We start from the raw sequence: 20197 nt of genomic DNA, 5'->3' as shown, positions 1-20197 counted from the left end.
GTGCTAGATATTCGGCCCATGACCCAGAACGTGCTCCTGGATTCGGTGGACCGGGCGCTGCTGATCGAGCTGCAGAACGACGGGCGTCTCTCCAACAAGACGCTCGCGCAGCGGGTCGGCGTCGCGCCGTCGACCTGTCTGGCGCGCATCCAGCGGCTGCAGAACGCGGGAGTTATCCGCGGGTACCACGCCGCGATCGACCCGGCCGCCGTCGGACGCGGGCTGCAGGCCATGCTGATGGTGCGGCTGACCACGCACTCGCGGCCCCTGCTGGGGCCGTTCGTGGAGTGGGTGCGGCGGCTGCCGCAGACCCGGGCCGTGCACCACGTGTCGGGGCCCGACGACTTCCTGATCAACGTGGCCTGCGCCGACACCGACGAGCTGCAGCGCCTGGTGCTGGACTTCACGGCCCGCGGCGAGGTGGGCCGGGTGCAGACCGACCTGGTGTTCTCCTCCTGGACCTGCGGCCCGGTCACCCCGGCGGAGTGACCGGGCGGGCCGGTCAGAAGGCTTGCGCCAGGAGGTCGGCGAACAGGGCGTCCGGGTCGACGTCGAGCCCGCGGGCGATGAACCAGTCGGACACGGTGCGGCAGTCGCGCAGCAGCACGTCGCTCGAGAACGGGTTGGCCGCCAGGTCCACGACCTGCGGCAGGTCGATGATGACCAGCCGCTCGCCGTGGGCCAGGATGTTGTACGGCGACAGGTCGCCGTGCGCGAACCCGAGCCGGGCCAGCACGGACATGCCGTGCGTGAGCTGGTCCCAGTACGACTCGAGCAGGTCGTCCGACGGGCGCACCCGGGTCAGGCGTGGTGCGGCGACGGCCTGGGTGCGGCCCAGGTCGTCCGTCTCCTCGGTGCCGATGAACTCCATCAGTACCTCGGTCCCGTCGATCTGCACGGGGTAGGGCACGGGTGCGCCCGCCGACCAGGCGTCCCGCAGGGCGACGAACTCGGCGTCGGCCCACTGGGTGGCGGACACCGCGCGGCCCCACGCGGACTTGCGGTCCTCCATGGCGCGCTGGTCGCGCGTGCGCCGCACGGTGCGGCCCTCGGTGTACTCGGACCCGCGGTGGAACTGCCCGTGCTCCAGGCTGCGGTACCGCTTGGCGACCAGCAGGCAGCGCGTGGCCGCCTGGTCGAGCGCCAGGTCCGGGGCGTCGGCCGGCTCCGCGCCCTCCGGGACCGCGCGCTCCACGAGGAACGCGTCGGCCTCCTTCCCGGTCTTGAGGATGCCGAGCTCGGTGTCGAGCGCGGCGTCGCGGGTCACGACCCACTCCGGCAGCGGTTCGGGCCCGCGCGCCCCCTTGGCGACCGAACGCCAGGTGGACCAGCGCTGCCCGGGGCCGGGTTGGGTGGGATCGGTCTGGTCGTGGTCGTGGTCGTGCGGGACGACGCCGGACGGGTGCCGGTCGGTGCCGTCCTGAACCGCGCCGTCGTGCTCGAACGCGTCGTGCTCGAACGGATCGGAACCGAGCTCGTCGGAGCCGTACTCGTCGGCGTCGAACGCGCCCGGGTAGGGGCCTTCCAGGTCCTCGCGGCCGATTCGCACGCCGCGGGCGGGCTGGCGTTCGTCGGCCGACCGGTTGGTGTACTTCTTGCCGCCCTTACCGGCTGCTGCCTGGATGAGGACGGACTTCGGTGCTTCGGGAAAACGGGGCAAGTCGGTGCTCCTTGATGCTGGAGCATCGCGGGTCAGTCCCGGGTGCTCCTGGTGACAGTGGCGTCTGCTGCCGCGAAGGCAGCCGCGCGAACGACGTCGTCCATCACTGCCTCCTTCCTGTCCGCACCGTGCTCGAACGCACGTGCCGGAGCCGTTTCCTGCTGGATGAGCTGGCCGGTCAGCGAGCGCCTCAGGGGTTGACCCGATGACCGTGCGAGGAGCATGTCACGCCCGCCGGACGGGGCGCACCTGATTATTTGCGAGGTCGGCAGGTTCCTGTGACGTCGGCATCTTGCATCGAGGTCGGCACAGGCCTGTGCCGACCTCGATGCAGACTGCCGACTCTGCGCGGCAAACTGCCGACCACGGCGGCTGGCTGGCTGGCCGGCCGACGGACCTCAGGCAGGTGGCAGGTGTGCGTTGATCCGGGACCGTCTGACGACGTCGGGCGGCAGGTGCGCCGTGATCCTGGCGAGCATCGTGCGGGTGTCGGCGCGGTCGGCCGCACTCGTCCGCTCCAGGGTGATGCCGGCCCGGCGGATGGCCTCGGCCCGGTTCTTCTCGCTCATGTACTCGGCGGCCGGGTCGTGACCAGGGCGGACGCCGTCGGGCCGGTACTTGACCAGCCCGTCGAACTCGATCCCCAGGGCCCACTGCTCGTATCCGAGGTCGGTGTGGAACAACCCGCGGTCGGTCCGGACCGGCATCTGTGTGCTGGGCCGGGGGAGGCCTGCGCGCAGGATCTCGTAGCGCACCCAGGTCTCCCAGGCGGATCCCGAGCCGCCGTCCGCGAGCTCGACGACCAGCCGGGCCTGCTGGATCCCGCGCCGGCCGACCCGGGCGTCGATCATCGACAGGAGGACCTGGCGGTCGGCGCCGAGGGCCAGGGCGGAGTCGGCGATCACGAGCGCCTCCAGCGGGTGCAGCGCCAGGGCGCAGTCGATGACGGTGCGGTCGAGCGAGGTGACCGGAAGATCGTCGACCGCCGTGACGTCCGTGGGCGGCACCCTTCCTCGGTGACGTATGACGTCTCTCGCGGATCGGCCCGAGGCCCGGGAGCGCTGGTAGACGTGCGTCGTGTCGGGCACCGTCCAGACCCGGCAGCCCAGCAGCAGGGCCGCGGTCGTGTGGCTGAAGACATGGTCCGAGCGCAGCTGGGAGTGCAGGGCGCGAGCCCGGGCCAGCTCCCTCATGCGCTTCTCGCGAGGCGCCGACGAGGGGCCGCCGACGAGGACGGCGTCCGCCTCGCAATAGGCGCCGCGCCGCACCTTGACGAGCGTGCCCCGGCGCTGCGCATGCGCCAGCTTGTTCCGGTCACGCTCGCTCGCGAGCAGGACCGAGGGGATCTCGACGACGGGGACGGGCGATGTAGTGGTCATGGGACGAGACTGCGTCAGCCCCGGGCGGCGCGTGCTCTTCGGTGACAGCAGATGTGCACAGGTACGACGTCGCAGCGCATGTGGTCGCGCTCGAACGCCTGCGACATCGTGCGGAGGGTCTGGCGTCGGCTGACATCTCCTTGACGCCGGCACGTCTATGCGTCGTCGGGGCGTCCGTCGTCGGCTCGGCCCCGCGACGTCAGCGCAGTCGTGCGACGTCAGCACAATCCTGTGAGGTCGGCACTCTCCTGCGACGTCGGCAGTCTGCATCGAGGTCGGCACAGGCCTGTGCCGACCTCGATGCAGACTGCCGACTCTGCGCGGCAAACTGCCGACCTCCGGGCACGGCATCAGGGGACTGCCGACCCCACAGCTCTCTGAGCCGCAGACCTCTGGGCCTCAACTCTCTGAGTTCCTGCCCCGGATGCCGCAGCCCCTCCAGGGGCGCTTCCCCTGACGCCAGGGGAGTCAGCCCTCCTCCTAGTTCCAGGGGAGGGCGTCCTCGAAGGACTGCCAGATCGAGTCGCGCACGTCCTCGGTCGTGTCCTGGACGCCCTGTTCGAGGTCGTCCTGGATCTGCTCGCGCTGTTCCTGCAGCGAGTCGCGCGCGTCCTGCGTGACCTGCTGTGCGTAGCCGACGACGCCCTGCACCGCGATCACGATGACCCACACCACGACGACCAGCCAGAACGGCCACGTGCGGCCGCCGCGGCGCGAGCGCACGGCGCGCACGAGGTTGACGAGGGCGGCCGCGATGATGCCGAGCAGCGGGATCGACAGCTCCGCCATGCGCGGCGCCCACTCCGGGTCGAGGCCCAGGGTCGCCACCGTGATGTCACCGAGTGCCGCGAACAGCGGCAGCTCGGCCGCGCTGGGCATGGCGTCGAAGCCCGGGATCAGCCGCACGAGCTGGTAGAGCGCGATGAGGAGCAGCACGCGCGGGATCCAGCCGAGGATCGTCGCCACGGCGCCGAGGCCGCCGCCGGAGCTCCGGTCGGCGCGCGCGTCCCGCTCGTCACGGGAGTCGCGGGCGTCCCGCCGCGAGAGCCCCGCCGCGTCCGGCTGCACCGGCCCCGTCGGCTGCTGCGGTGCGGGAGGCTGCTGCTGCACCGGCGGCCGGGGATGCACCGGCGGCTGCACCGGCGGTTGCACCGGCCCGGTCGGCCGCTGCACCGGCTGCGTCCCGGTCGTCCCGGGCTGCTGCGCCGGCGCGGGCGCCGTCCGGGCGGCCGTCGCCGCCGATCCCGGGCGGAACGACGGCGCGACCTGCGTCGCCTGCTGCGGGGCCTGCGCCACCCGCGGCCCGCTGCTGGTGTGCCGGCGGGGCGGGGTCGCGCCGGGGGTACCGGGCAGCGGGAGGCCGTGGCGCTGCCGGTAGGCGGCCCAGCCGTCGAACGTGTCCGAGTACCCCTCGGGGGTGAACGCCGGGGCCCACCGCATCGCGGCCCACAGGTAGTCCTTGATCTCGGCGGGCGCACGTCCGCCGGCCCGCTGCGGCCCGACGGCGGCCAGGTAGGTCGAGATGACCTCCTCGGCCGCGCCGTCGAACCCGTCTCCGTGCACCTGGTGCAGACGGCCCATGAGCTGCTGGTCGTAGACCAGGTTGGTCATGGGCTCGCCCGGCTGCACGGGGTTGCTCGCGAGCACGCTGGTGGGCGCCACGGTGGCCGCCGCCGCGCTGCCCGTGAGCACCTCGGTGACCAGGCCGCGCTCGATCGTGGTGGCCCCCGCCGCAGCGAGCAGCGCCGGGTCCAGCCGGGCACTGTCCGTGGCGAGCTGGGCCACGGTGCGCGACAGGTTGTGCAGCGGCGGACGGTCCTCGGGCCGGTGCCGCGTCATGGCCAGGATCAGGGGCAGCAGCCGCTGGTCCACGGGCCCGACGTCGGCCGCCGTCAGGTCGCGCCCCGCGAAGTTGAGGTCGTTGGGGAGCTGGCCCGTGGCGAGGAAGATCAGCAGGAGGCCCAGGCTGTAGACGTCGGAGCGGGCGTGCGGCTTGCGCACGAACAGCTCGGGCGCCATGTACGAGATGGTGCCCGCCGCGTGCGTCGACGTGGTGGTGCCGTGCCCCTTGGCGATGCCGAGGTCGATGAGCACGTACCGGTCGGGCGCGGCGATGATGTTGGCCGGCTTCACGTCCCGGTGCAGGAAGTGCTCCTCCTGGAGCACGGCGAGGGCGTCGAGCACGTCGTCGGCCACCCGCAGCACCTCGTGCACCGGCAGGGGGCCTTCCGCGGCCAGGCGCTGGGACAGCGTGGGACCCGGCACGAGCTCCATCGCGAACCACGGCGTGGGGGAGTCCAGGCCGGCCGCGACGAGCTGCGGGAACCCGCGTCCGGCGAGCCGCTCCAGCAGGGCGGCCTCGCCGACGAACCGGTCCAGCGAGCCCGACTCGGTGTTGGTCAGCACCTTGAGCGCCACCTCGCCGCCCGGGCCGGTGGCCCGGTACACGTGCGCGAACCCGCCGTGGCCGAGGGAGTCGCCGAGCTGGAACGGCCCGAGCACCTCGCCCGTCGCGGGGATGCGCGGCACGCCCCCGGGCACCCCGGAGCCGGTGTACCCGCCACCGGTGTACCCGGCCCCGGTGTACCCGGCCCCGGTGTACCCGGCCCCGGTGTACCCGGCGCCGGCACCGTGCCCGACCGCGCCCGCGGACGGCCCGGTCGGCAGCACCACCCGCGTGGCCGCGGTGGGCGGCGGGACGGTCCGTGTGGGCGCGGGCGGCGGCGGTACCGCCCGCGTGGACGGCGTCGGCACGACGGCGGTCTGGTCGCCACCCCCGACCGGCTGTCCGGCAGGGCGTGCGGCCGTCATGCGGGTGGTCTCGTCGGACAAGCAAGGACTCCTCAGCAGCGCACCGGAACTACCGGTTGGACGTGAGAAACGCTATCAGCGTCCTGCCGCCCACCGGGGTCGGCGTGCCCGACCCGTGACTTGGCCCGCTCAGCCGTTCCCGCCGGGCAGGGCGTTCTCGAGCTGGTCGCCGATGCTCTCCTCGACGCTGTCCGTCGCGTTCTGCTGGGCGTCCTCGACGCTCTTGTCGATCTCCTGCTGCACCGAGTCCTTCGCGTCCTGCTTGGCGTCCTCGATCTCCTGGTCCACCGTGTCCTGGACGTCCTGCTTCACGTTCTCCGTGGCGTCCTGGGCGTAGCCGACGATGCCGCCGACGGCGAACACCACGATCCAGGCGACGATCGCCAGCCCGTACGGCCAGATGGCCAGCGACGTGTTCAGCGACCGGATCGTGTTGAACAGGCCCGCGAGCGCGATGCCGAGCACCGGGATGGTCATGTTCGCGGCCTGGTCCGACCACTCGGGGTTGAGGTTGAGCATGCCGAGCACGCCGTCGCCGATCCCGCGGAACAGCGGGAACTGCGAGACGTCGGGCATGACGTCGAACCCGGGGATCAGCCGGATCAGCTGGTACACGCTCAGCGCGAGCAGGATCCGCGGGATCCACGCCAGGACGGCGCCCGCCGTCGAGCCGCCTCCGCCGGAGTCGCTCTCGCGGCTGCGGCGCTGCGGCGTCGACTGGCCGGACTGCGGGCCGAAACCCTGCTCGAACGGGTTGGGCGGGCCTGCCTGCTGCCCCTGCTGCTGACCGGGGTAGCCGGCCTGCTGCCCGTAACCCTGTTGACCCGGCTGCCCGTATCCCTGCTGGCCGTACGCCTGCTGCCCGGCCTGGCCCGGCTGGCCGTACGCCGCGGTCTGGCCGTAACCCTGCTGACCCTGCTGTCCGTAGCCAGGCTGCTGGCCGTAGCCGGGCTGCTGGCCGTATCCCTGCTGGCCCTGCCCGTAGCCGGGCTCGCCGGGAAAGGCGCCGGGGGTCTGGACCTGCGTGGGCTGCTCGGTCTCGTAGGGCCGATACGGCCGCGCGGGCGGCGGCGTCGCCGACCGGTAGTCGCGCTGCGCGCCCGCCGGGGGCAGGAGCTGCGTGGACTCGTCGACGGCGGAGGCGCCGCGCGGCGGCGGCATCACCTGGGTCGACTCGTCGATGGGCGAGGCGCCACGGGGCGGCGGCATGAGCTGGGTGGACTCGTCGATGGGCGAGGCGCCGCGGGGCGGCGGCATCAGCTGCATCGACTCGTCGACCGGGGAGCCGCCCTGGTTCCCCGGGACCCGCTGACCGGGGCCACCATCGGGTGCGAAGGCACTCATCCGCTGGGTCGCGTCATACGATGACGGGGCGCCGGGTTGCCCCGGACGAGCCGGTGGTCGCTGGATCTGCGTCGGGTCGGCCGCCGGAGGAATTCGGCGGGTGGGCTCGTCGGACACGCAAGGGCTCCTCGGTTGTGGTCCCGGTTTCGACACCTGTTTGCGCGAGAACCTACCAGGTGGGGTGAATGCCCCGTTGGGGTGGCCAGCGGGCCGATCATGGCCGACGCTTGCTCTCGGGGGCGAACCCACGCTATGCCGCCTGCCCAGGAACTTCGGAGGAAACGCATGAGCTCTGACACCGTGCCACGCTGGCCTCGGATCGACGCGATCGTCCGCGAGGACGGCTCAGGCGAGGTGACGATCGACGGGACGTTCCACCCGATCGCCACCGGCAGCCTGGAGGAGGCACGGGTGGAGGTGTTGCGCCGGGTCACGGAGAACGCCGTACAGATCGGCCGGCCCGTGCGGGCCTCCGCGACCGGCCCGGAGGGGCTCTGGAACCTGATCGTGCACCCGGACGGGACGGTGGTGCCGGAGGAGGACGAGCTCGCGCCGGCGACGCCGCCGGCGCAGGCGCCGTCCGCCTCCCCGCTGCCCGAGCCGCTCCCGGAGCTCCGGCCCGAGCCCTTGCCCGAGCAGCTCCCCGAGCCGACGGCGGGTCCGGGGACGATCCCGGCCCCCGCGTTCGAGGGCGTGCCGGTCGCGGACCTGGCCCCGGGCGGCGACACCGCCAGCCCCGAGGCGTTCGAGCCGATCGACACGGACACCGTGCGCCGCGCCCCGCGAGGGCCGGAGGGGTCGAACGGCGCCGGCGCGCCGTCCGCCCCGGAAGCCGGCCCTGGGTTCGCTCCGGAGGTCCCGGCGTTCGCGCCGGACCCCGTGGAGAACCTGCCCGCCCCGGGCGTCGCGCCCACCATTCCGCTCCCGTCCGACGGCGGGCACGTCCCGTCCGACGTCGCGCACGCGGCCGGCGACAACGGCGTCGCGGACTGGGTCCGCGAGAACGCGGCCCAGGACCTCCCGGGCGTCATCCCGGGCGGCATTCCCGACGACGTCCCCGGCGACCTCGCGACCGCGCTCCCGGCGCACGCGAACGGCGCCCCCACGGCCGACCACGCCGGTCCGGACGACGGGCTCTCCACGCCGCCGTCCGGCCCCGTGCGAGCGGTCGAGGGCGACGCGCCGCGCTCACGCCGCGAGGCGCGGCAGTCGTTCCTCACGCACCAGCAGGACGAGGACCCGGCCACCCAGGGCTTCCGCGGGATGCTGACCCGCATGGGCATCCGCGTGGGGCCGAGCGAGTCGGAGCGTGCCGAGCGCGCCGACGAGCGCGCGGTGAGCCAGCACTGGCCCGGCCCGCGCACCATCTCGATGGTCAACGGCAAGGGCGGCGCGGGCAAGACGCCGTCGACGGTGCTGCTCGCGGCGGTGTTCGCGCAGTTCGGCGGCGCGGGCGTCGTCACGTGGGACAACAACCAGACCCGCGGCACGCTGGGCTGGCGCACCGAGCAGGGCCCGCACGAGTCCACCCTGCTGGACCTGCTGCCGCAGACCGACCGGCTCCTGGGCCCGTCGGCGCAGGCCGCCGACCTCGCGCGGTACGTGCACCACCAGACGCGCGACCGGTTCGACGTGCTGCGGTCCAAGCCGATAGCGATGGCCAACGAGCAGCGCATCGAGCCGCAGGACGTGGACGCGATCCACTCCGTGCTCTCGAAGTACTACCGGATGATCCTCATCGACTCCGGCAACGACGAGTCCGACCCGATGTGGCAGCGGATGATCGACCTGACGGACCAGCTCGTGGTCGCCACCACGACGCGCGACGACCACGCCGAGGCCGGGGCCCTGCTGCTCGAGGCGCTCGGGACCCGCGACGGCCGGTCGGCGTACCTGGCCCAGCAGTCGGTCGTCGTGGTGAGCCAGGCCGACCCCAAGGAGTCGTCGGGCGAGCTGGAGAAGGTCGCCGACGGGTACCGGGCGCTGGCCCGCGAGGTCGTCACCATCCCGTTCGACCCGGCGATGGTCGACGGGCACCTGCGGTACGGCGCGCTGCGCCCGGAGACCCGGCGCGCCTGGCTCGCCGCCGGCGCCGCCGTGGCCGGCGGCCTCTGAGCGACGGGTTGGCAGCGACCCCGGAACGACGTCCGGCCCCCACCCGTCAGCGGGCGGGGGCCGGACGTCGTCGTGCCAGGCGGCGGTTCGGCGGGGGAGGGCTCAGCCCGGGAAGAGCCCCAGGAACTGGTTCCAGACCGCCATCGTGTCGTAGCCCATCTCGTTCAGCAGCGCCCACACGACGCCGACGACGGCGTACAGCGACACGGGGATGAGGAAGATCCACTCCCGGACCGACCCGGCGTCGCCCAGGATCGGCAGCGACAGGTTGCCGCCGGAGCGCCAGATCATGTCGAGCTCCAGGCCGCGCCCGTCGCGCATCCAGCGGGGGCTGCGGAACTTCAGCGGCCAGAGCAGCGGCACGCCGTTGGTCGTGATCATGTCGCCCAGGATGTGCACGATGCAGCCGAGCGCCACGCTGAACGGCATCCAGAACCATTCCTCGGGAGCGAAGATCGCGATGAGCACGGCCAGCGTGATCGACGTCGTCCACGGCAGGATCTTCGTGTCCCGCGTGATCTTCAGCGCCTTGAGCGCGAACGCGACCAGCAGCACGCACATGATGCCCGGGCCGATCAGGATGGCGCCGACCTGCTCGTTGCCCGTGTCGATGCTCAGGAAGCTGAGCCCCCAGGCGATGGCCGTGAACACGGCGACGCCGAGGATCGAGTGCGTGCCCTTGCGGTGCCCGCCCGAGACCGTCTCGATGACCTTGACCACGGCGTTCGAGACGGGTTTGAGCGAGTTCGCGATCGTGCCGGAGTGATGGTCGGCATCCGGCAGGAGCGCGGCTCCTGCGCAGACGAGGGCGCCGGCGACGACGCCGGCGTCCGTCACGGGGTACCAGCCGAACGCGATCGGCGTCGACGCGGTGACCGCTACCCAGGCCGCGGCTCCCGTCGCGGCGTGGTTGCCTCCCATCATGGTGGTGTGCGCTCCAGTTCCCGGGGTCTCCCCGAATCGGCAGTTTGGCCTTCTGACCAGGTATGTTCCTGGCCGGGGCACACCCTAGCGCGGGCAACCGACACAGAGCTGGAGGAGCACGCCGCGCGTGCCGCACCACGGTGGGGTCAGGCGCCGGTCACGTACGCGTAGTGGTGGAAGTTCTGGTCGCGCACGAAACCCTCGGACTCGTACAGCCCCTGCGCGGCGAGGTTGTCCCACGCGGTCGCCAGCGAGACCCGGATGGCGCCGGCCTCCTTGGCCAGGCGGCAGGTCTCCTGCACCAGGGCGCGCGCGGCGCCCGTCCCGCGCGACCCCGGCGCGACGAACAGGTCGTTCAGCACCCACGACCGGCTCAGGCTCACCGACGACCACGTGGGGTAGCTCTGGGCGAACCCGACCACCCGGGCGGGCTCCGCCGGGTCGCCGCCCTCCGCGGCCACCTCCGCCACGAGCAGCACGCTGTCGCCCGCGTCGCGGCGGGCGGTCAGGTAGGCCCGCGCCTCGGCGTCGGGCACCTCCTGGTCGTAGAACCTCAGGTACTGGCGGAAGAGGTCGACCACGGAGTCGACGTCCTCGTCGGTCGCAGCGCGCACATCAACAGACACGCACGTGATCATGTCAGGCCGACCGGGGTGGGCGCCATGACCTCCCGCGATACCGAAACCGGTACAGAACTGGTAAAGGGCGGCGGCCGAGGAACACGCCGGACCCCGCGACGGTTGACCAAGGCGATGAACACCCAGCCACGCTTGTCCGTCCTTGACCTCGTGCCCGTCCGCTCGGGCCAGACCAGCGCCCAGGCCCTGTTGGCCTCGCTCGACCTGGCGGCGCTCGCCGACCGGCTCGGCTACGAGCGCTACTGGTTCGCGGAGCACCACAACATGGCGGCCGTCGCCGCGTCGTCGCCGCCCGTGATGATCGCCGCGGCGGCCGCGCGCACCTCCCGCATCCGGGTGGGGTCGGGCGGCGTGATGCTGCCGAACCACGCCCCGCTCGTGGTCGCGGAGCAGTTCGCCGCGCTGGAGGCCGTGGCCCCCGGACGCATCGACCTCGGCATCGGTCGCGCCCCGGGCAGCGACCCCGTGGTCACCTCGCTGCTGCGCGCCACGGGTCCGACGGCGGACGTGGACCGGTTCCCGCAGCACGTCACCGACATCATGGCCCTGATGGAGCCCGACGGCGCCCGGCTTCGCCTGGTCTCGGGCGACATCTACGACGTGCGGGCCACACCCGCCGCGGGCAGCGTGCCGACGGTGTGGCTGCTGGGCTCCAGCGACTACTCCGCGCGCCTGGCCGCCGAGCTCGGGCTGCCATACGTGTTCGCGAACCACTTCTCCGGCCAGGGCATGGACCAGATCCTCGCCCTGTACCGGGACGGCTACCGGCCCTCGGAGGAGCACCCGGAGCCGCGCACGTTCGTGACGGTCAACGCCGTGGCCGCGCCGACGGCGGACGAGGCCCACGACCGCGCCCTGCCCCAGCTGCGGCAGATGGCCCGGCTGCGCTCCGGCCAGAAGCTCGGGCCGCTGGAGACCGTCGAGGAGGCGCTGCGCGCCACGGCCGACGAGCCCGCCGACGGCATGATCGCCCAGTCCATCGAGGCGATGCGGACGCGCTGGCTGATCGGCGACGCCGAGCACGTGGCCGCCGAGGTGCGTGGTCTCGCGGAACGCCACGGCGTCGAGGAGGTCATGCTCGTGCCGGTGGCCGGGTCGCGCGACGACGAGGCGCTGGACGCGACGTTCGGCCGCTCGCAGACGCTGGAGCTGGTGGCGGGCGCGCTCGGCGCCTGACGATTGCCGCGCGCCTGACGGCACGGCTGAGCAGGGCACGGGGTGCCGGATCCGAGGATCCGGCACCCCTTCTCGTGCCCAGGGGTTGTCGCGGCGGGGGAGCGGGTGCATAGTGGGAACAGTCAACCAACTGGTTGGTTGGCCCCACCGCCGGCACCGGCGCCGCTACCGCCACCCGAGGAGTCCCATGTACACCGTGCCCGACCAGACCGGCCGCACCGTCGTCGTCACCGGTGCCAACAGCGGCACCGGCCGCGAGGCCGCGAAGCGCCTGGCGGCCGCCGGCGCCCACGTGATCCTCGCCGTCCGCAACCCGGACAAGGGCGCCGACGCCCTCGCCGAGGTCCTCGCCACCCGGCCCGACGCGCGGGCGGAGGTGCGGCTGCTGGACCTCGCCGACCTGGCGTCGGTCCGGGCCTTCGCCGACGGGCTCACGGGCGACCTCGACCACCTCGACACCCTGGTGAACAACGCGGGCGTGATGGTCCCGCCGCAGCGATACGCGACGGCCGACGGCCACGAGCTGCAGTGGGGTACCAACTTCCTGGGCCCGTTCGCCCTGACCAACCTGCTGCTGCCGCTGCTCCTGGCAGCGCCCGCGCCGCGCGTCGCCACCATGACCTCCGGCGTGGCCAACCGGGGGAGCATTGACTTCGACGACCTCGACTGGGAGCGCCGCCCCTACCGGGCCTGGGCCGCGTACGGGCAGTCCAAGCTCGCCGACCTGCACCTGGCCCGGCACCTCGCGCACCTGGCCGCGGGCCGCGGCTGGGCGCTGGTGAGCACCGCGGCGCACCCCGGCTTCACCCGGACCAACCTCCAGGTCACGGGGCCGAGCATGGGCAAGGAACGGCAGGTGCGCTGGTCGCCGGGCTCGCTCCTGCCGTCGATGGAGGCCCCGGAGGGGGCCGGCTCGATCCTGCTGGCCGCCGCCGACCCGGGCGCCCCGTCCGGTGCCTACTACGGCCCGCGGTTCGGCCTCGTCGGCGAACCCCGCCCGGCGCGGCTCAACCGGCGCATGCGGGACGACGCGACGGCGGGCCGCCTCTGGTCCGTCGCCGAGGAGATCACGTCGACCGCGGTCCCGGCCCGGTGACCGGCGTGCCGAGGAACGTGCGGGTGCCCGTCCCGGACCAGACCGGGCGCACCGTCGTCGTCACGGGTGCCAACAGCGGCACGGGCCGGGAGGCCGCCCGGCGGTTCGCGGCCGCCGGCGCCCGCGTGGTGCTGGCGGTGCGCAACCCGGCGAAGGGGGCCGACGCGCTGGCGGAGATCCAGGCGGCGTGGCCGGGCGCGCGGGCCGAGGTGCGGGTGCTCGACCTCGCGGACCTCGCGTCGGTCCGGGCCTTCGCGGACGGGCTCGCGCGCGACATCGGCCACCTCGACACGCTCGTCAACAACGCGGGCATCTCGATCCCGCCGGAGCGGTACGCGACGGCCGACGGCCACGAGCTGCAGTGGGGCACCAACTTCCTGGGCCCGTTCGCGCTGACCAACCTGCTGCTGCCGCTGCTCCTGGCGGCACCCGCGCCGCGCGTCGCCACGATGTGCTCGTACGCCGCGAACCAGGGCCGGATCGACTTCGACGACCTCGACTGGGAGCGCCGCCCCTACCGGGCGCTGCCCGCCTACGCGCAGTCCAAGCTGGCCGACCTGCACCTCGCGCGGCACCTCGCCCAGGAGGCCGGACGGCGCGGCTGGTCGCTGGTCAGCGCGGCCGCCCACCCCGGCCTGACCCGCACCAACCTCCAGGTCACCGGCCCGAGCATGGGGCGCGACCGGCAGGTGCGCTGGGGGAGCGGGCTGCTGCCGATGGCGGCCCCGGAGGACGGCGTCGGCTCGCTGCTGGTGGCCGCCACCGGGCACGACGTCGAGCAGGGCGCCTACTACGGGCCCCGGTACGGGCTGGCCGGGCCGCCGCGGCGCGCCCTGCTCAACCGGCGCATGCGCGACGAGGCGACGGCGGCCCGGCTGTGGGCCGTCGCGCAGGAGGTCACGTCCACGGCCCTGCCGGCGGCCCGGAGCTAGGCTGAGCGGCATGCCCACCCCCCGTGCCGACGTCGGACGCGCCGCGACCCCGACGCGCATCCTGGAGGCCGCCGCCGAGGAGTTCGCGCGGTACGGGCTCGCCGGTGCGCGAGTGGACCGGATCGCGGAGGGGGCGGCGGCCAACAAGCAGCGTATCTACGCGTACTTCGGCGGCAAGGAGGCGCTGTTCGACCAGGTGGTGAGCGCGCGGATCCTCGACCTGCTGGACGCCGTGCCCTTCACCGCCGACGACCTGCCCGGCTATGCCGTGCGCCTGTTCGACTTCACGGTGGGCCACCCCGAGCTGGTGCGGCTCCTGCTCTGGCACACGCTGGAGCGGCCGGGCGTGCTCGGCGCCCTGGAGCGGTCGGCGACGTCGAGCGCGGCCAAGGTCGAGGCGCTGCGCGAGGTCCAGGCGCGCCACCCGGAGCGGATCGACGCCACGGTGCCGGCCGACCGGCTGCTCGGCCAGGTCCTCGCCATGGTGCACGGCTCGGTGCTCACCGTGGGCGGGATCCTCGCCGTCCCCGAGGGCACGGAGGCGGCCGATGACGTGCGTGCCGACGTCCGCCGCGCCGTCACCCGGATCGTCGCGCCGGCCGCCTCCGCGTGACCTACCGCTCTCCCCGGGGACGGCGCCGGCGTCAGAAGCCCCGGGCGAGCGCCGCGCCCGCGGCGAGCCAGGCCCGGCGCGTCTGCGGGCGCAGGGCGCGGTAGACGAGCTGGCCGTCGACCATGGCCGGGTCGAACGGGACGGTGACCACCTCGCGCGCCAGCGAGCGGTACCCCTGGGCGACGCGGCGCAGGTCGGCGGGCGTCGCCTTGGGGTCCGACTGGCTCACCACGACGACGGCCTTGCGGGCCAGGTCCGCCATGTGCTCCCCGCGGTTCGCCAGCGCCTCCAGCAGCAGCGCGCCCGCCTCGGCGTGGTCGTCGCGCGTGCTGGTGGCGACCACGAGCTGGTCGGTGTGGTCGATCATGCGCAGCCACATCGGGTCGGACTCGTCGTTGCCGGAGTCGATGAAGATCATCCGGTAGTACTTGGCGAGCACCGCGTGGATCGCGTCCACGTCCTCGGACGAGATGCGCTGCTCGTGCGCGAGCGCCATCGGCTTGGACCGCAGCACGTCGAACCGGTCACGCGACTGGTGGTGCACGAACCAGGCGAGGTCGGCGAGCTGCGCCGTCGGGCCCAGGAAGTGCTCGGTCTGCGGGATCAGGTCGAGCAGGGTCGCCTCGTGCGGGCCCTGCTCGGTGCGCCAGCCCAGCGTGCCGCGGGTCTGGTTGTTGTCCCACGCGACGACGCCGGAGCCGCCGTGCGAGGAGAAGACGGCGGACAGGAGCACCGTGGCCGGCGTCTTGCCGGCGCCGCCCTTGCCGTTCACGATCGAGATGGTGCGGGGGCCGGGCCAGTGCTGGCTCACCACCTGCTCGTCGGCGCGCTCGGCCCGTTCGGCCTCGCCCGGGCGCACCCGGAGCCCGACCCGCGCCAGCACGCCGCGCACACCCTGCGTGGCCGGCTCGTCGAGGCGGTCCTGCACGAGGAAGGACGACCGGCGGCTGTCGCGGCGTCCGCCGTCGTGCCCGGGGCCCGGGCCGAAGGGCTGGTCGGACTCGGGGGCCGAGGGGCCGAACAAGCCGGCCGCGCTCTGCGGGCCCGGGGCTCGGGGCGCGGGATCCTGCTGCGGCAGCCCGTGCTGCGGCATGCCCTGGGACGCGGGGCCCTGCGGGCCGCGCGGATCCTGCGGGGGAGCCTCTGGCGGGAAGCCGTGCTGCCCGACGCCGTGCAGTCCGACGCCGTGCTGTCCGACGCCGTTCTGCGCGGCGGCGTGCTGGCCGGCGCCCGGCTGGTCGGTATGGCCCATGACGCTCGTCCGCTGCGGCACGGCGGCCCCGGCGCCCGGACCGGCCGCCGGCGGTCCGGCGTGCGCGGGTCCGGCGTGCGCGGGTCCCGCGTGCGCGGGTCCCGCGGGCGCCGCCGGCGCGGGGGCGGCGGGCTGGGCGAGGCTCTGGGGCAGCACGGCCTGGGCCGCCTGCGCGGCCCCCGCGCCGCCGTCCTGCACGACCCTGCCGTCGGGGTGGACGGTCAGGCCGGTGGGTCCCTCGGGGCCCAGGGCCTGGACCTCGACGGCCATTCCGGTGCTCGCCGAGAACTCCATGACGAGGCGCATGACCTCGCTGCGGGCCTCGACGAGGCTGTTCCGGTAGACGGGTACCGTCTGGCCGTTGATCGTCACCTGCCCTGAGCCGTCGTCACGCACGATCACATCGGCGCGCGGCCACCCCGCGGTTTCGACGCTCACTCGGGTGCTCCCCTTCTCCGGTCGCCGGACTTCGTCGTGGCGAGGTTCATGAACGCGCACAGAGTACCGGTGGCTTTCACCCGTCATGTTTCGGCGCCGAACCACCGGCGCACCTGGTCGAGCAGGTCCTGCTGGTCCGCGCCGACCCAGGCCACGTGGCCGTCCGGGCGCAGCAGGACGGCGGGCACGTCCAGCGCGGCGTCGGCGTCGGCCACGTGGTCGACCCGGTCGGTCCAGCCGTCCACCGTGAGCCGGCCGGTGCGGTCCAGCAGCAGGCCGCGGCCGGTGCGCAGGAGCTCGTAGAGCCGGCCCTGCCGCAGGCCGACGTCGGGCAGCCGCCGTCCGACCAGCTCGTGCTCCCCGCCGAGGTCGTAGCGGATGCCGGTCGCGGTGACCTTCTCCACCAGGAGCCGGCGCACGTCCTCGAGGTCCATCAGCTCGGTCAGCAGGCGGCGCACCGCCTGCGGGCCCGGCTCGGGGGAGAGCAGCACGTGCTGGGCACGCGTGTTGTCCAGCACGTCGGCGGCCACCGGGCGGCGTTCGGCCGCGTAGCTGTCCAGCAGCCCGTCCGGGGCGCGGCCCGCGACCTCGGCGGCCAGCTTCCAGCCCAGGTTGAACGCGTCCTGGACGCCGAGGTTGAGGCCCTGCCCGCCGTACGGCGGGTGGACGTGCGCGGCGTCCCCGGCGAGCAGCACGCGGCCGGCGCGGTAGCGGTCGGCCAGCCGGGTGGCGTCACCGAAGCGGGACAGCCATCGCGGCGAGTGCGCGCCGAGGTCGGTGCCGGCGAGCTTGCGCACCTGCCGGCGCAGCTCGTCCAGGGTGGGCGGGACGGCACGGTCCTCGGCCACGCCGTCGGCGGGCGCGCCGAGCCGGTACAGGCCGTCGCCGAGCGGCATGGCGCCGAAGTCGTTGTAGGTCTTGCGCACCTCCGCGACGACCGCGTCGATCGTCTCGGCCGGTGCGGTGAGCTCCACCTCGCCCAGCAGGGTCTCGTGGGTGCTGGGCTCGCCGGGAAAGCCGATGCCGAGCAGCTTGCGCACGGTGCTGCGGCCGCCGTCGCACCCCACGAGGTAGCGCGAGCGCAGCCGCGTCCCGTCGGCCAGCTCGGCGGTCACGCCGTCGTCGTCCTGGCTCAGCCCGGTGACCTCGTGGCCGTACCGGACCTCGACGCCGAGCTCGGCGGCGCGCTCGCGCAGCAGCCCTTCGGTGACGGGCTGCGGGATGCCGAGGACGAACGGGTACGGGGTGTCCAGCCCGGCGGGCGCCGGCTTGCGGATGCCCGCGAAGCCGCCGACGGGGTACTGCTTGCCCAGCGGCAGGAACCGGTCCAGCAGGCCGCGCTGGTCCAGGATCTCCAGGGTGCGCGCGTGCAGGCCGAGCCCGCGGACCACCTTGGTCGGCTCGGCGTCCTTCTCCAGCACGAGCACCCGTGCTCCGCGCAGCCGCAGCTCGCAGGCCAGCAGCACGCCGGTGGGGCCGGCCCCGGCCACGAGCACGTCGGTCACGCTCGTGTCGGACGCGTCGGTCATGTTCACGTCGGTCACCAGAACCTCGTTTCGTCAGGCGCCAAAAACCGGCGACGGCCGACGATTCTGCGCCCCCACAGGCCTCTTGCCGCAAGCCCCCCACTGCGTTATACGTTGAAACTGGCAGGAAAGCGCGGCGCCCGGCTCCACCCTCACCGCGGATCCCAGGCTCTGGCCCCGGGCGGTCGCCGGCAGGTGAACGGTAAAAGGTCAGGTGATCGGCAACTCCAGTTGCCGATCACCTGACCTTTTACCGATCGCCCGTTCGCCTCAGCTCACGCCGCGCGGGCCGCTCTGTGCCGGATGGCGCGGGCGTAGTCCGCGCGTGGGACGTGCGGCGTCACGTGGAGCACCATGCCGGCCTCGGCCGGGGTGCGGTCCGCCTTGTGCGAGTTGCACTCGTAGCAGGCGGCCACGAGGTTCATCCACGTCGAGGGCCCGCCGCGGGACCGCGGCAGGATGTGGTCCACCGTCTCGGCGGGGCCGCCGCAGTAGGCGCACAGGCCGTCGCGCCGCTTGACGCCGAGCTTGGTGCACGCGGGCGCCCCGCCCGACTTGTAGAGCCACCGCATCGTCACGTACCGGACCAGCCGCAGCACGCGCGGTAAGGGGAACGGCCCGAAGGAGCGGCCGTCGACCGCCTCCTCCACGACCGCGACCTCGCGCACGAGCATGTGGATGGCGTGCCGGACCGATACCCGGTGCAGCGGCTCGTAGCCGGCATTGAGGACTAGGACGTCGGCCACGGGCCTGCTCCTTCCGGTGAGCTTGTCGTCTCGGTTCTTGGCTTTCGAGTAGTTCTGGCTGTGCTGCCCTTCAGCCCCGGGACGACAAGAGCCGCCCGGGAACAAGATGTCCCGAGGCGGCTCACGTTCACTGGTCCGGCCATCGCCGGATCAGGAGCGTATGGCGCCCCGGATGGCCTCGCGGCCGTCCCAGAGGTGCTGCGCGGTGGTCGGGTAGGACGACTCGGTGGCGGCACTGGCCTTGGCCAGGCGTGCGGCCTGGTCAGCGATGCTGGTGCGAACCATCGTGTGTCTTGTCCCTTCCGGTAGTCATGGATGCTGCTGTTCGTGGTGCTGCGTTCGTGTGCTGTTCGCCGTGCTGACGTCGTGGGGCGGGGAGTCACGGACACACAACCTGCCGCCACGGCACCAGTCCGTGTGTGAAGAAAGGTACAACGAGGACTTGGTAGCGTCTATGGCTTTTCCGGAACTGCAACCCAAGGATGCATCAAGTGCCGGGCGTGGCGTGGTCGTACGGCGTGTCGCGCCGGGCCGCCGCGAGCTCGGCCTGCAGCACGGAGAGCTGCGCGCGGATGGCACGCAGCTCGTCCATGACCTCCGCGTCGGACCGCTCCTCGTGCTCGGCGAGCTCGTCGATGCTCTCCATGCCGCTCACGACCACCGCGATGAACAGGTTCAGCACCGCGAACGAGACCACGAGGATGAAGACGACGAAGAAGATCCACGCCGTCGGCTCGTCCTCCATCACGTCCTGTGCGATGTCCGGCCAGGCCTCGCCCGTCATGACCTGGAACAGGGTGAACGCGGTGGTGCCCAGGTCACCGAAGTGCTCCGGCGCGATCGCGCCGTACAGGTTGGTCGCGATCACCACGGAGACGTACATGACCAGCACCAGGAGAGCGCCCACCGAGCCCATCCCGGGCACCGCCGCGACCAGGCCGTTCACCACGCGCTTCATCGAGGGCACGGAGTCGGCCAGGCGCAGCACCCGCAGGATCCGCAGGGCGCGCAGCAGCGACAGCGGGCCGGTCGCCGGGATCAGGGCGATCCCCACCACCAGCAGGTCGAACACGCTCCACGGGTCCCGGAAGAAGCGCGGGCCGTGGGCGACCAGGCGCAGGGAGATCTCGGCGACGAAGAACCACAGCATCACGTCGTCGACGACCTGCAGCACCTGGTCGAGGGGCCCGTCGACGATCGAGGTCTCCAGCCCGAGGACCACCGCGTTGGCGATGATCACACCGAGCACCACCCGCTGGAACGACTGGTGCTCCACCAGCCTGCGCAGGCGCTCGCGTACGGGCACGCCACCGACCGACATCCGGACTCCTTTCAGGGGTTTTGTCCGGAATGCAGGGTAACTGCCGTGCGGTCGGCGGCGCGGGGCGGGCCGCCCCTCACAGGCCAAACCCCACCCCCCCCACCCCCCAGCCCCCCGCCCATCAGGAAAGGTACCTCGCTCCCCCCCCCCCCCCCCCCGACCAGCCGCATCCGCGCTGGCACCGCCCGTCGATTCGGCTGGAACCCCAACGGGGTAGGGGTGGTCG

The 20197-nt window shown here is 73.4% G+C and carries 17 protein-coding genes; 6 read left to right on the top strand and 11 right to left on the bottom strand.

Annotated elements, in window-relative coordinates; genetic code table 11:
• Window positions 1-18: 18 nt before the first annotated feature.
• Window positions 19-489 (top strand): Lrp/AsnC family transcriptional regulator, encoded by a 471-nt coding sequence (locus ACFV9Q_RS24515; RefSeq protein ID WP_377236572.1) that lies wholly within the window; start codon window positions 19-21, stop codon window positions 487-489.
• Window positions 490-502: 13 nt separating this feature from the next.
• On the opposite strand, the gene ACFV9Q_RS24510 is transcribed toward ACFV9Q_RS24515, so the two are convergent.
• The 4 genes from ACFV9Q_RS24510 to ACFV9Q_RS24495 form a co-directional block, all read right to left on the bottom strand.
• Window positions 503-1660, bottom strand: coding sequence for a serine protein kinase RIO (locus ACFV9Q_RS24510; protein ID WP_377236571.1), 1158 nt, complete (start codon window positions 1658-1660; stop codon window positions 503-505).
• A 398-nt stretch (window positions 1661-2058) separates the two neighbouring features.
• The gene (locus tag ACFV9Q_RS24505; protein WP_377236570.1) at window positions 2059-3039 is read right to left on the bottom strand and encodes a hypothetical protein; all 981 of its coding nucleotides are present in this window, start codon (window positions 3037-3039) and stop codon (window positions 2059-2061) included.
• Window positions 3040-3519: 480 nt separating this feature from the next.
• Window positions 3520-5871 carry a serine/threonine-protein kinase gene (locus ACFV9Q_RS24500; protein ID WP_377236569.1) on the bottom strand — a complete coding sequence of 784 codons (2352 nt, stop codon included), beginning with the start codon at window positions 5869-5871 and terminating at the stop codon, window positions 3520-3522.
• A 108-nt stretch (window positions 5872-5979) separates the two neighbouring features.
• The gene (locus ACFV9Q_RS24495) at window positions 5980-7194 is read right to left on the bottom strand and encodes a hypothetical protein (protein WP_377236568.1); all 1215 of its coding nucleotides are present in this window, start codon (window positions 7192-7194) and stop codon (window positions 5980-5982) included.
• 285 nt (window positions 7195-7479) lie between these two features.
• Here ACFV9Q_RS24495 and ACFV9Q_RS24490 point away from each other — a divergent pair, with 285 nt between their 5' ends.
• Window positions 7480-9309, top strand: coding sequence for a hypothetical protein (locus tag ACFV9Q_RS24490; RefSeq protein WP_377236567.1), 1830 nt, complete (start codon window positions 7480-7482; stop codon window positions 9307-9309).
• A 102-nt stretch (window positions 9310-9411) separates the two neighbouring features.
• Here the strand turns inward: ACFV9Q_RS24490 and ACFV9Q_RS24485 are convergent, their stop codons facing one another.
• Both ACFV9Q_RS24485 and ACFV9Q_RS24480 read right to left on the bottom strand, forming a co-directional pair.
• Window positions 9412-10230, bottom strand: coding sequence for a metal-dependent hydrolase (locus ACFV9Q_RS24485; protein ID WP_377236566.1), 819 nt, complete (start codon window positions 10228-10230; stop codon window positions 9412-9414).
• Window positions 10231-10379: 149 nt separating this feature from the next.
• On the bottom strand, window positions 10380-10859 hold the full coding sequence (locus tag ACFV9Q_RS24480) for a GNAT family N-acetyltransferase (RefSeq protein ID WP_377232362.1): 480 nt from the start codon (window positions 10857-10859) through the stop codon (window positions 10380-10382).
• Window positions 10860-10985: 126 nt separating this feature from the next.
• Between ACFV9Q_RS24480 and ACFV9Q_RS24475 the strand changes: the two genes are divergently transcribed.
• The 4 genes from ACFV9Q_RS24475 to ACFV9Q_RS24460 all read left to right on the top strand — a co-directional run bounded on the left by ACFV9Q_RS24475 (window position 10986) and on the right by ACFV9Q_RS24460 (window position 14688).
• The gene (locus ACFV9Q_RS24475; protein WP_377236565.1) at window positions 10986-12047 is read left to right on the top strand and encodes an LLM class flavin-dependent oxidoreductase; all 1062 of its coding nucleotides are present in this window, start codon (window positions 10986-10988) and stop codon (window positions 12045-12047) included.
• 187 nt (window positions 12048-12234) lie between these two features.
• The gene (locus tag ACFV9Q_RS24470; RefSeq protein WP_377236564.1) at window positions 12235-13143 is read left to right on the top strand and encodes an SDR family oxidoreductase; all 909 of its coding nucleotides are present in this window, start codon (window positions 12235-12237) and stop codon (window positions 13141-13143) included.
• Between the two features lie 5 nt (window positions 13144-13148).
• Window positions 13149-14075 (top strand): SDR family oxidoreductase, encoded by a 927-nt coding sequence (locus tag ACFV9Q_RS24465; RefSeq protein WP_377236563.1) that lies wholly within the window; start codon window positions 13149-13151, stop codon window positions 14073-14075.
• A 10-nt stretch (window positions 14076-14085) separates the two neighbouring features.
• Window positions 14086-14688 carry a TetR family transcriptional regulator gene (locus ACFV9Q_RS24460; RefSeq protein ID WP_377236562.1) on the top strand — a complete coding sequence of 201 codons (603 nt, stop codon included), beginning with the start codon at window positions 14086-14088 and terminating at the stop codon, window positions 14686-14688.
• A gap of 31 nt (window positions 14689-14719) precedes the next feature.
• Here the strand turns inward: ACFV9Q_RS24460 and ACFV9Q_RS24455 are convergent, their stop codons facing one another.
• The 5 genes from ACFV9Q_RS24455 to ACFV9Q_RS24435 form a co-directional block, all read right to left on the bottom strand.
• Complete coding sequence (locus ACFV9Q_RS24455; protein WP_377236561.1) at window positions 14720-16378, bottom strand: ATPase; 1659 nt, start codon at window positions 16376-16378, stop codon at window positions 14720-14722.
• A gap of 83 nt (window positions 16379-16461) precedes the next feature.
• Window positions 16462-17883, bottom strand: coding sequence for a rifampin monooxygenase (rox, locus tag ACFV9Q_RS24450; RefSeq protein WP_377236616.1), 1422 nt, complete (start codon window positions 17881-17883; stop codon window positions 16462-16464).
• Between the two features lie 296 nt (window positions 17884-18179).
• Entirely contained in the window at window positions 18180-18650 is a 471-nt protein-coding gene (locus tag ACFV9Q_RS24445) for an HNH endonuclease (protein WP_020018328.1), read from the bottom strand.
• Window positions 18651-18800: 150 nt separating this feature from the next.
• Window positions 18801-18935 (bottom strand): hypothetical protein, encoded by a 135-nt coding sequence (locus tag ACFV9Q_RS24440; RefSeq protein WP_281383673.1) that lies wholly within the window; start codon window positions 18933-18935, stop codon window positions 18801-18803.
• A 202-nt stretch (window positions 18936-19137) separates the two neighbouring features.
• Window positions 19138-19971 (bottom strand): ion transporter, encoded by an 834-nt coding sequence (locus ACFV9Q_RS24435; RefSeq protein WP_377236560.1) that lies wholly within the window; start codon window positions 19969-19971, stop codon window positions 19138-19140.
• Between the last annotated feature and the right edge of the window lie 226 nt (window positions 19972-20197).

The organism is Promicromonospora sp. NPDC059942 (assembly GCF_042731755.1).
GTDB lineage: Bacteria > Actinomycetota > Actinomycetes > Actinomycetales > Cellulomonadaceae > Promicromonospora.
Note: the sequence above shows the minus strand (reverse complement) of the source record. Positions and strands in the feature narration are given on the sequence as shown.

Bases quoted from the DNA above. Each gene is read 5' to 3' on its own strand.
- ACFV9Q_RS24515 (WP_377236572.1), top strand. From the start codon at position 19: ATGACCCAGAACGTGCTCCTGGATTCGGTGGACCGGGCGCTGCTGATC.
- ACFV9Q_RS24505 (WP_377236570.1), bottom strand. From the start codon at position 3,039: ATGACCACTACATCGCCCGTCCCCGTCGTCGAGATCCCCTCGGTCCTG.
- ACFV9Q_RS24495 (WP_377236568.1), bottom strand. From the start codon at position 7,194: ATGAGTGCCTTCGCACCCGATGGTGGCCCCGGTCAGCGGGTCCCGGGG.
- ACFV9Q_RS24490 (WP_377236567.1), top strand. From the start codon at position 7,480: ATGAGCTCTGACACCGTGCCACGCTGGCCTCGGATCGACGCGATCGTC.
- ACFV9Q_RS24485 (WP_377236566.1), bottom strand. From the start codon at position 10,230: ATGGGAGGCAACCACGCCGCGACGGGAGCCGCGGCCTGGGTAGCGGTC.
- ACFV9Q_RS24475 (WP_377236565.1), top strand. From the start codon at position 10,986: ATGAACACCCAGCCACGCTTGTCCGTCCTTGACCTCGTGCCCGTCCGC.
- ACFV9Q_RS24470 (WP_377236564.1), top strand. From the start codon at position 12,235: ATGTACACCGTGCCCGACCAGACCGGCCGCACCGTCGTCGTCACCGGT.
- ACFV9Q_RS24460 (WP_377236562.1), top strand. From the start codon at position 14,086: ATGCCCACCCCCCGTGCCGACGTCGGACGCGCCGCGACCCCGACGCGC.
- ACFV9Q_RS24440 (WP_281383673.1), bottom strand. From the start codon at position 18,935: ATGGTTCGCACCAGCATCGCTGACCAGGCCGCACGCCTGGCCAAGGCC.
- ACFV9Q_RS24435 (WP_377236560.1), bottom strand. From the start codon at position 19,971: ATGTCGGTCGGTGGCGTGCCCGTACGCGAGCGCCTGCGCAGGCTGGTG.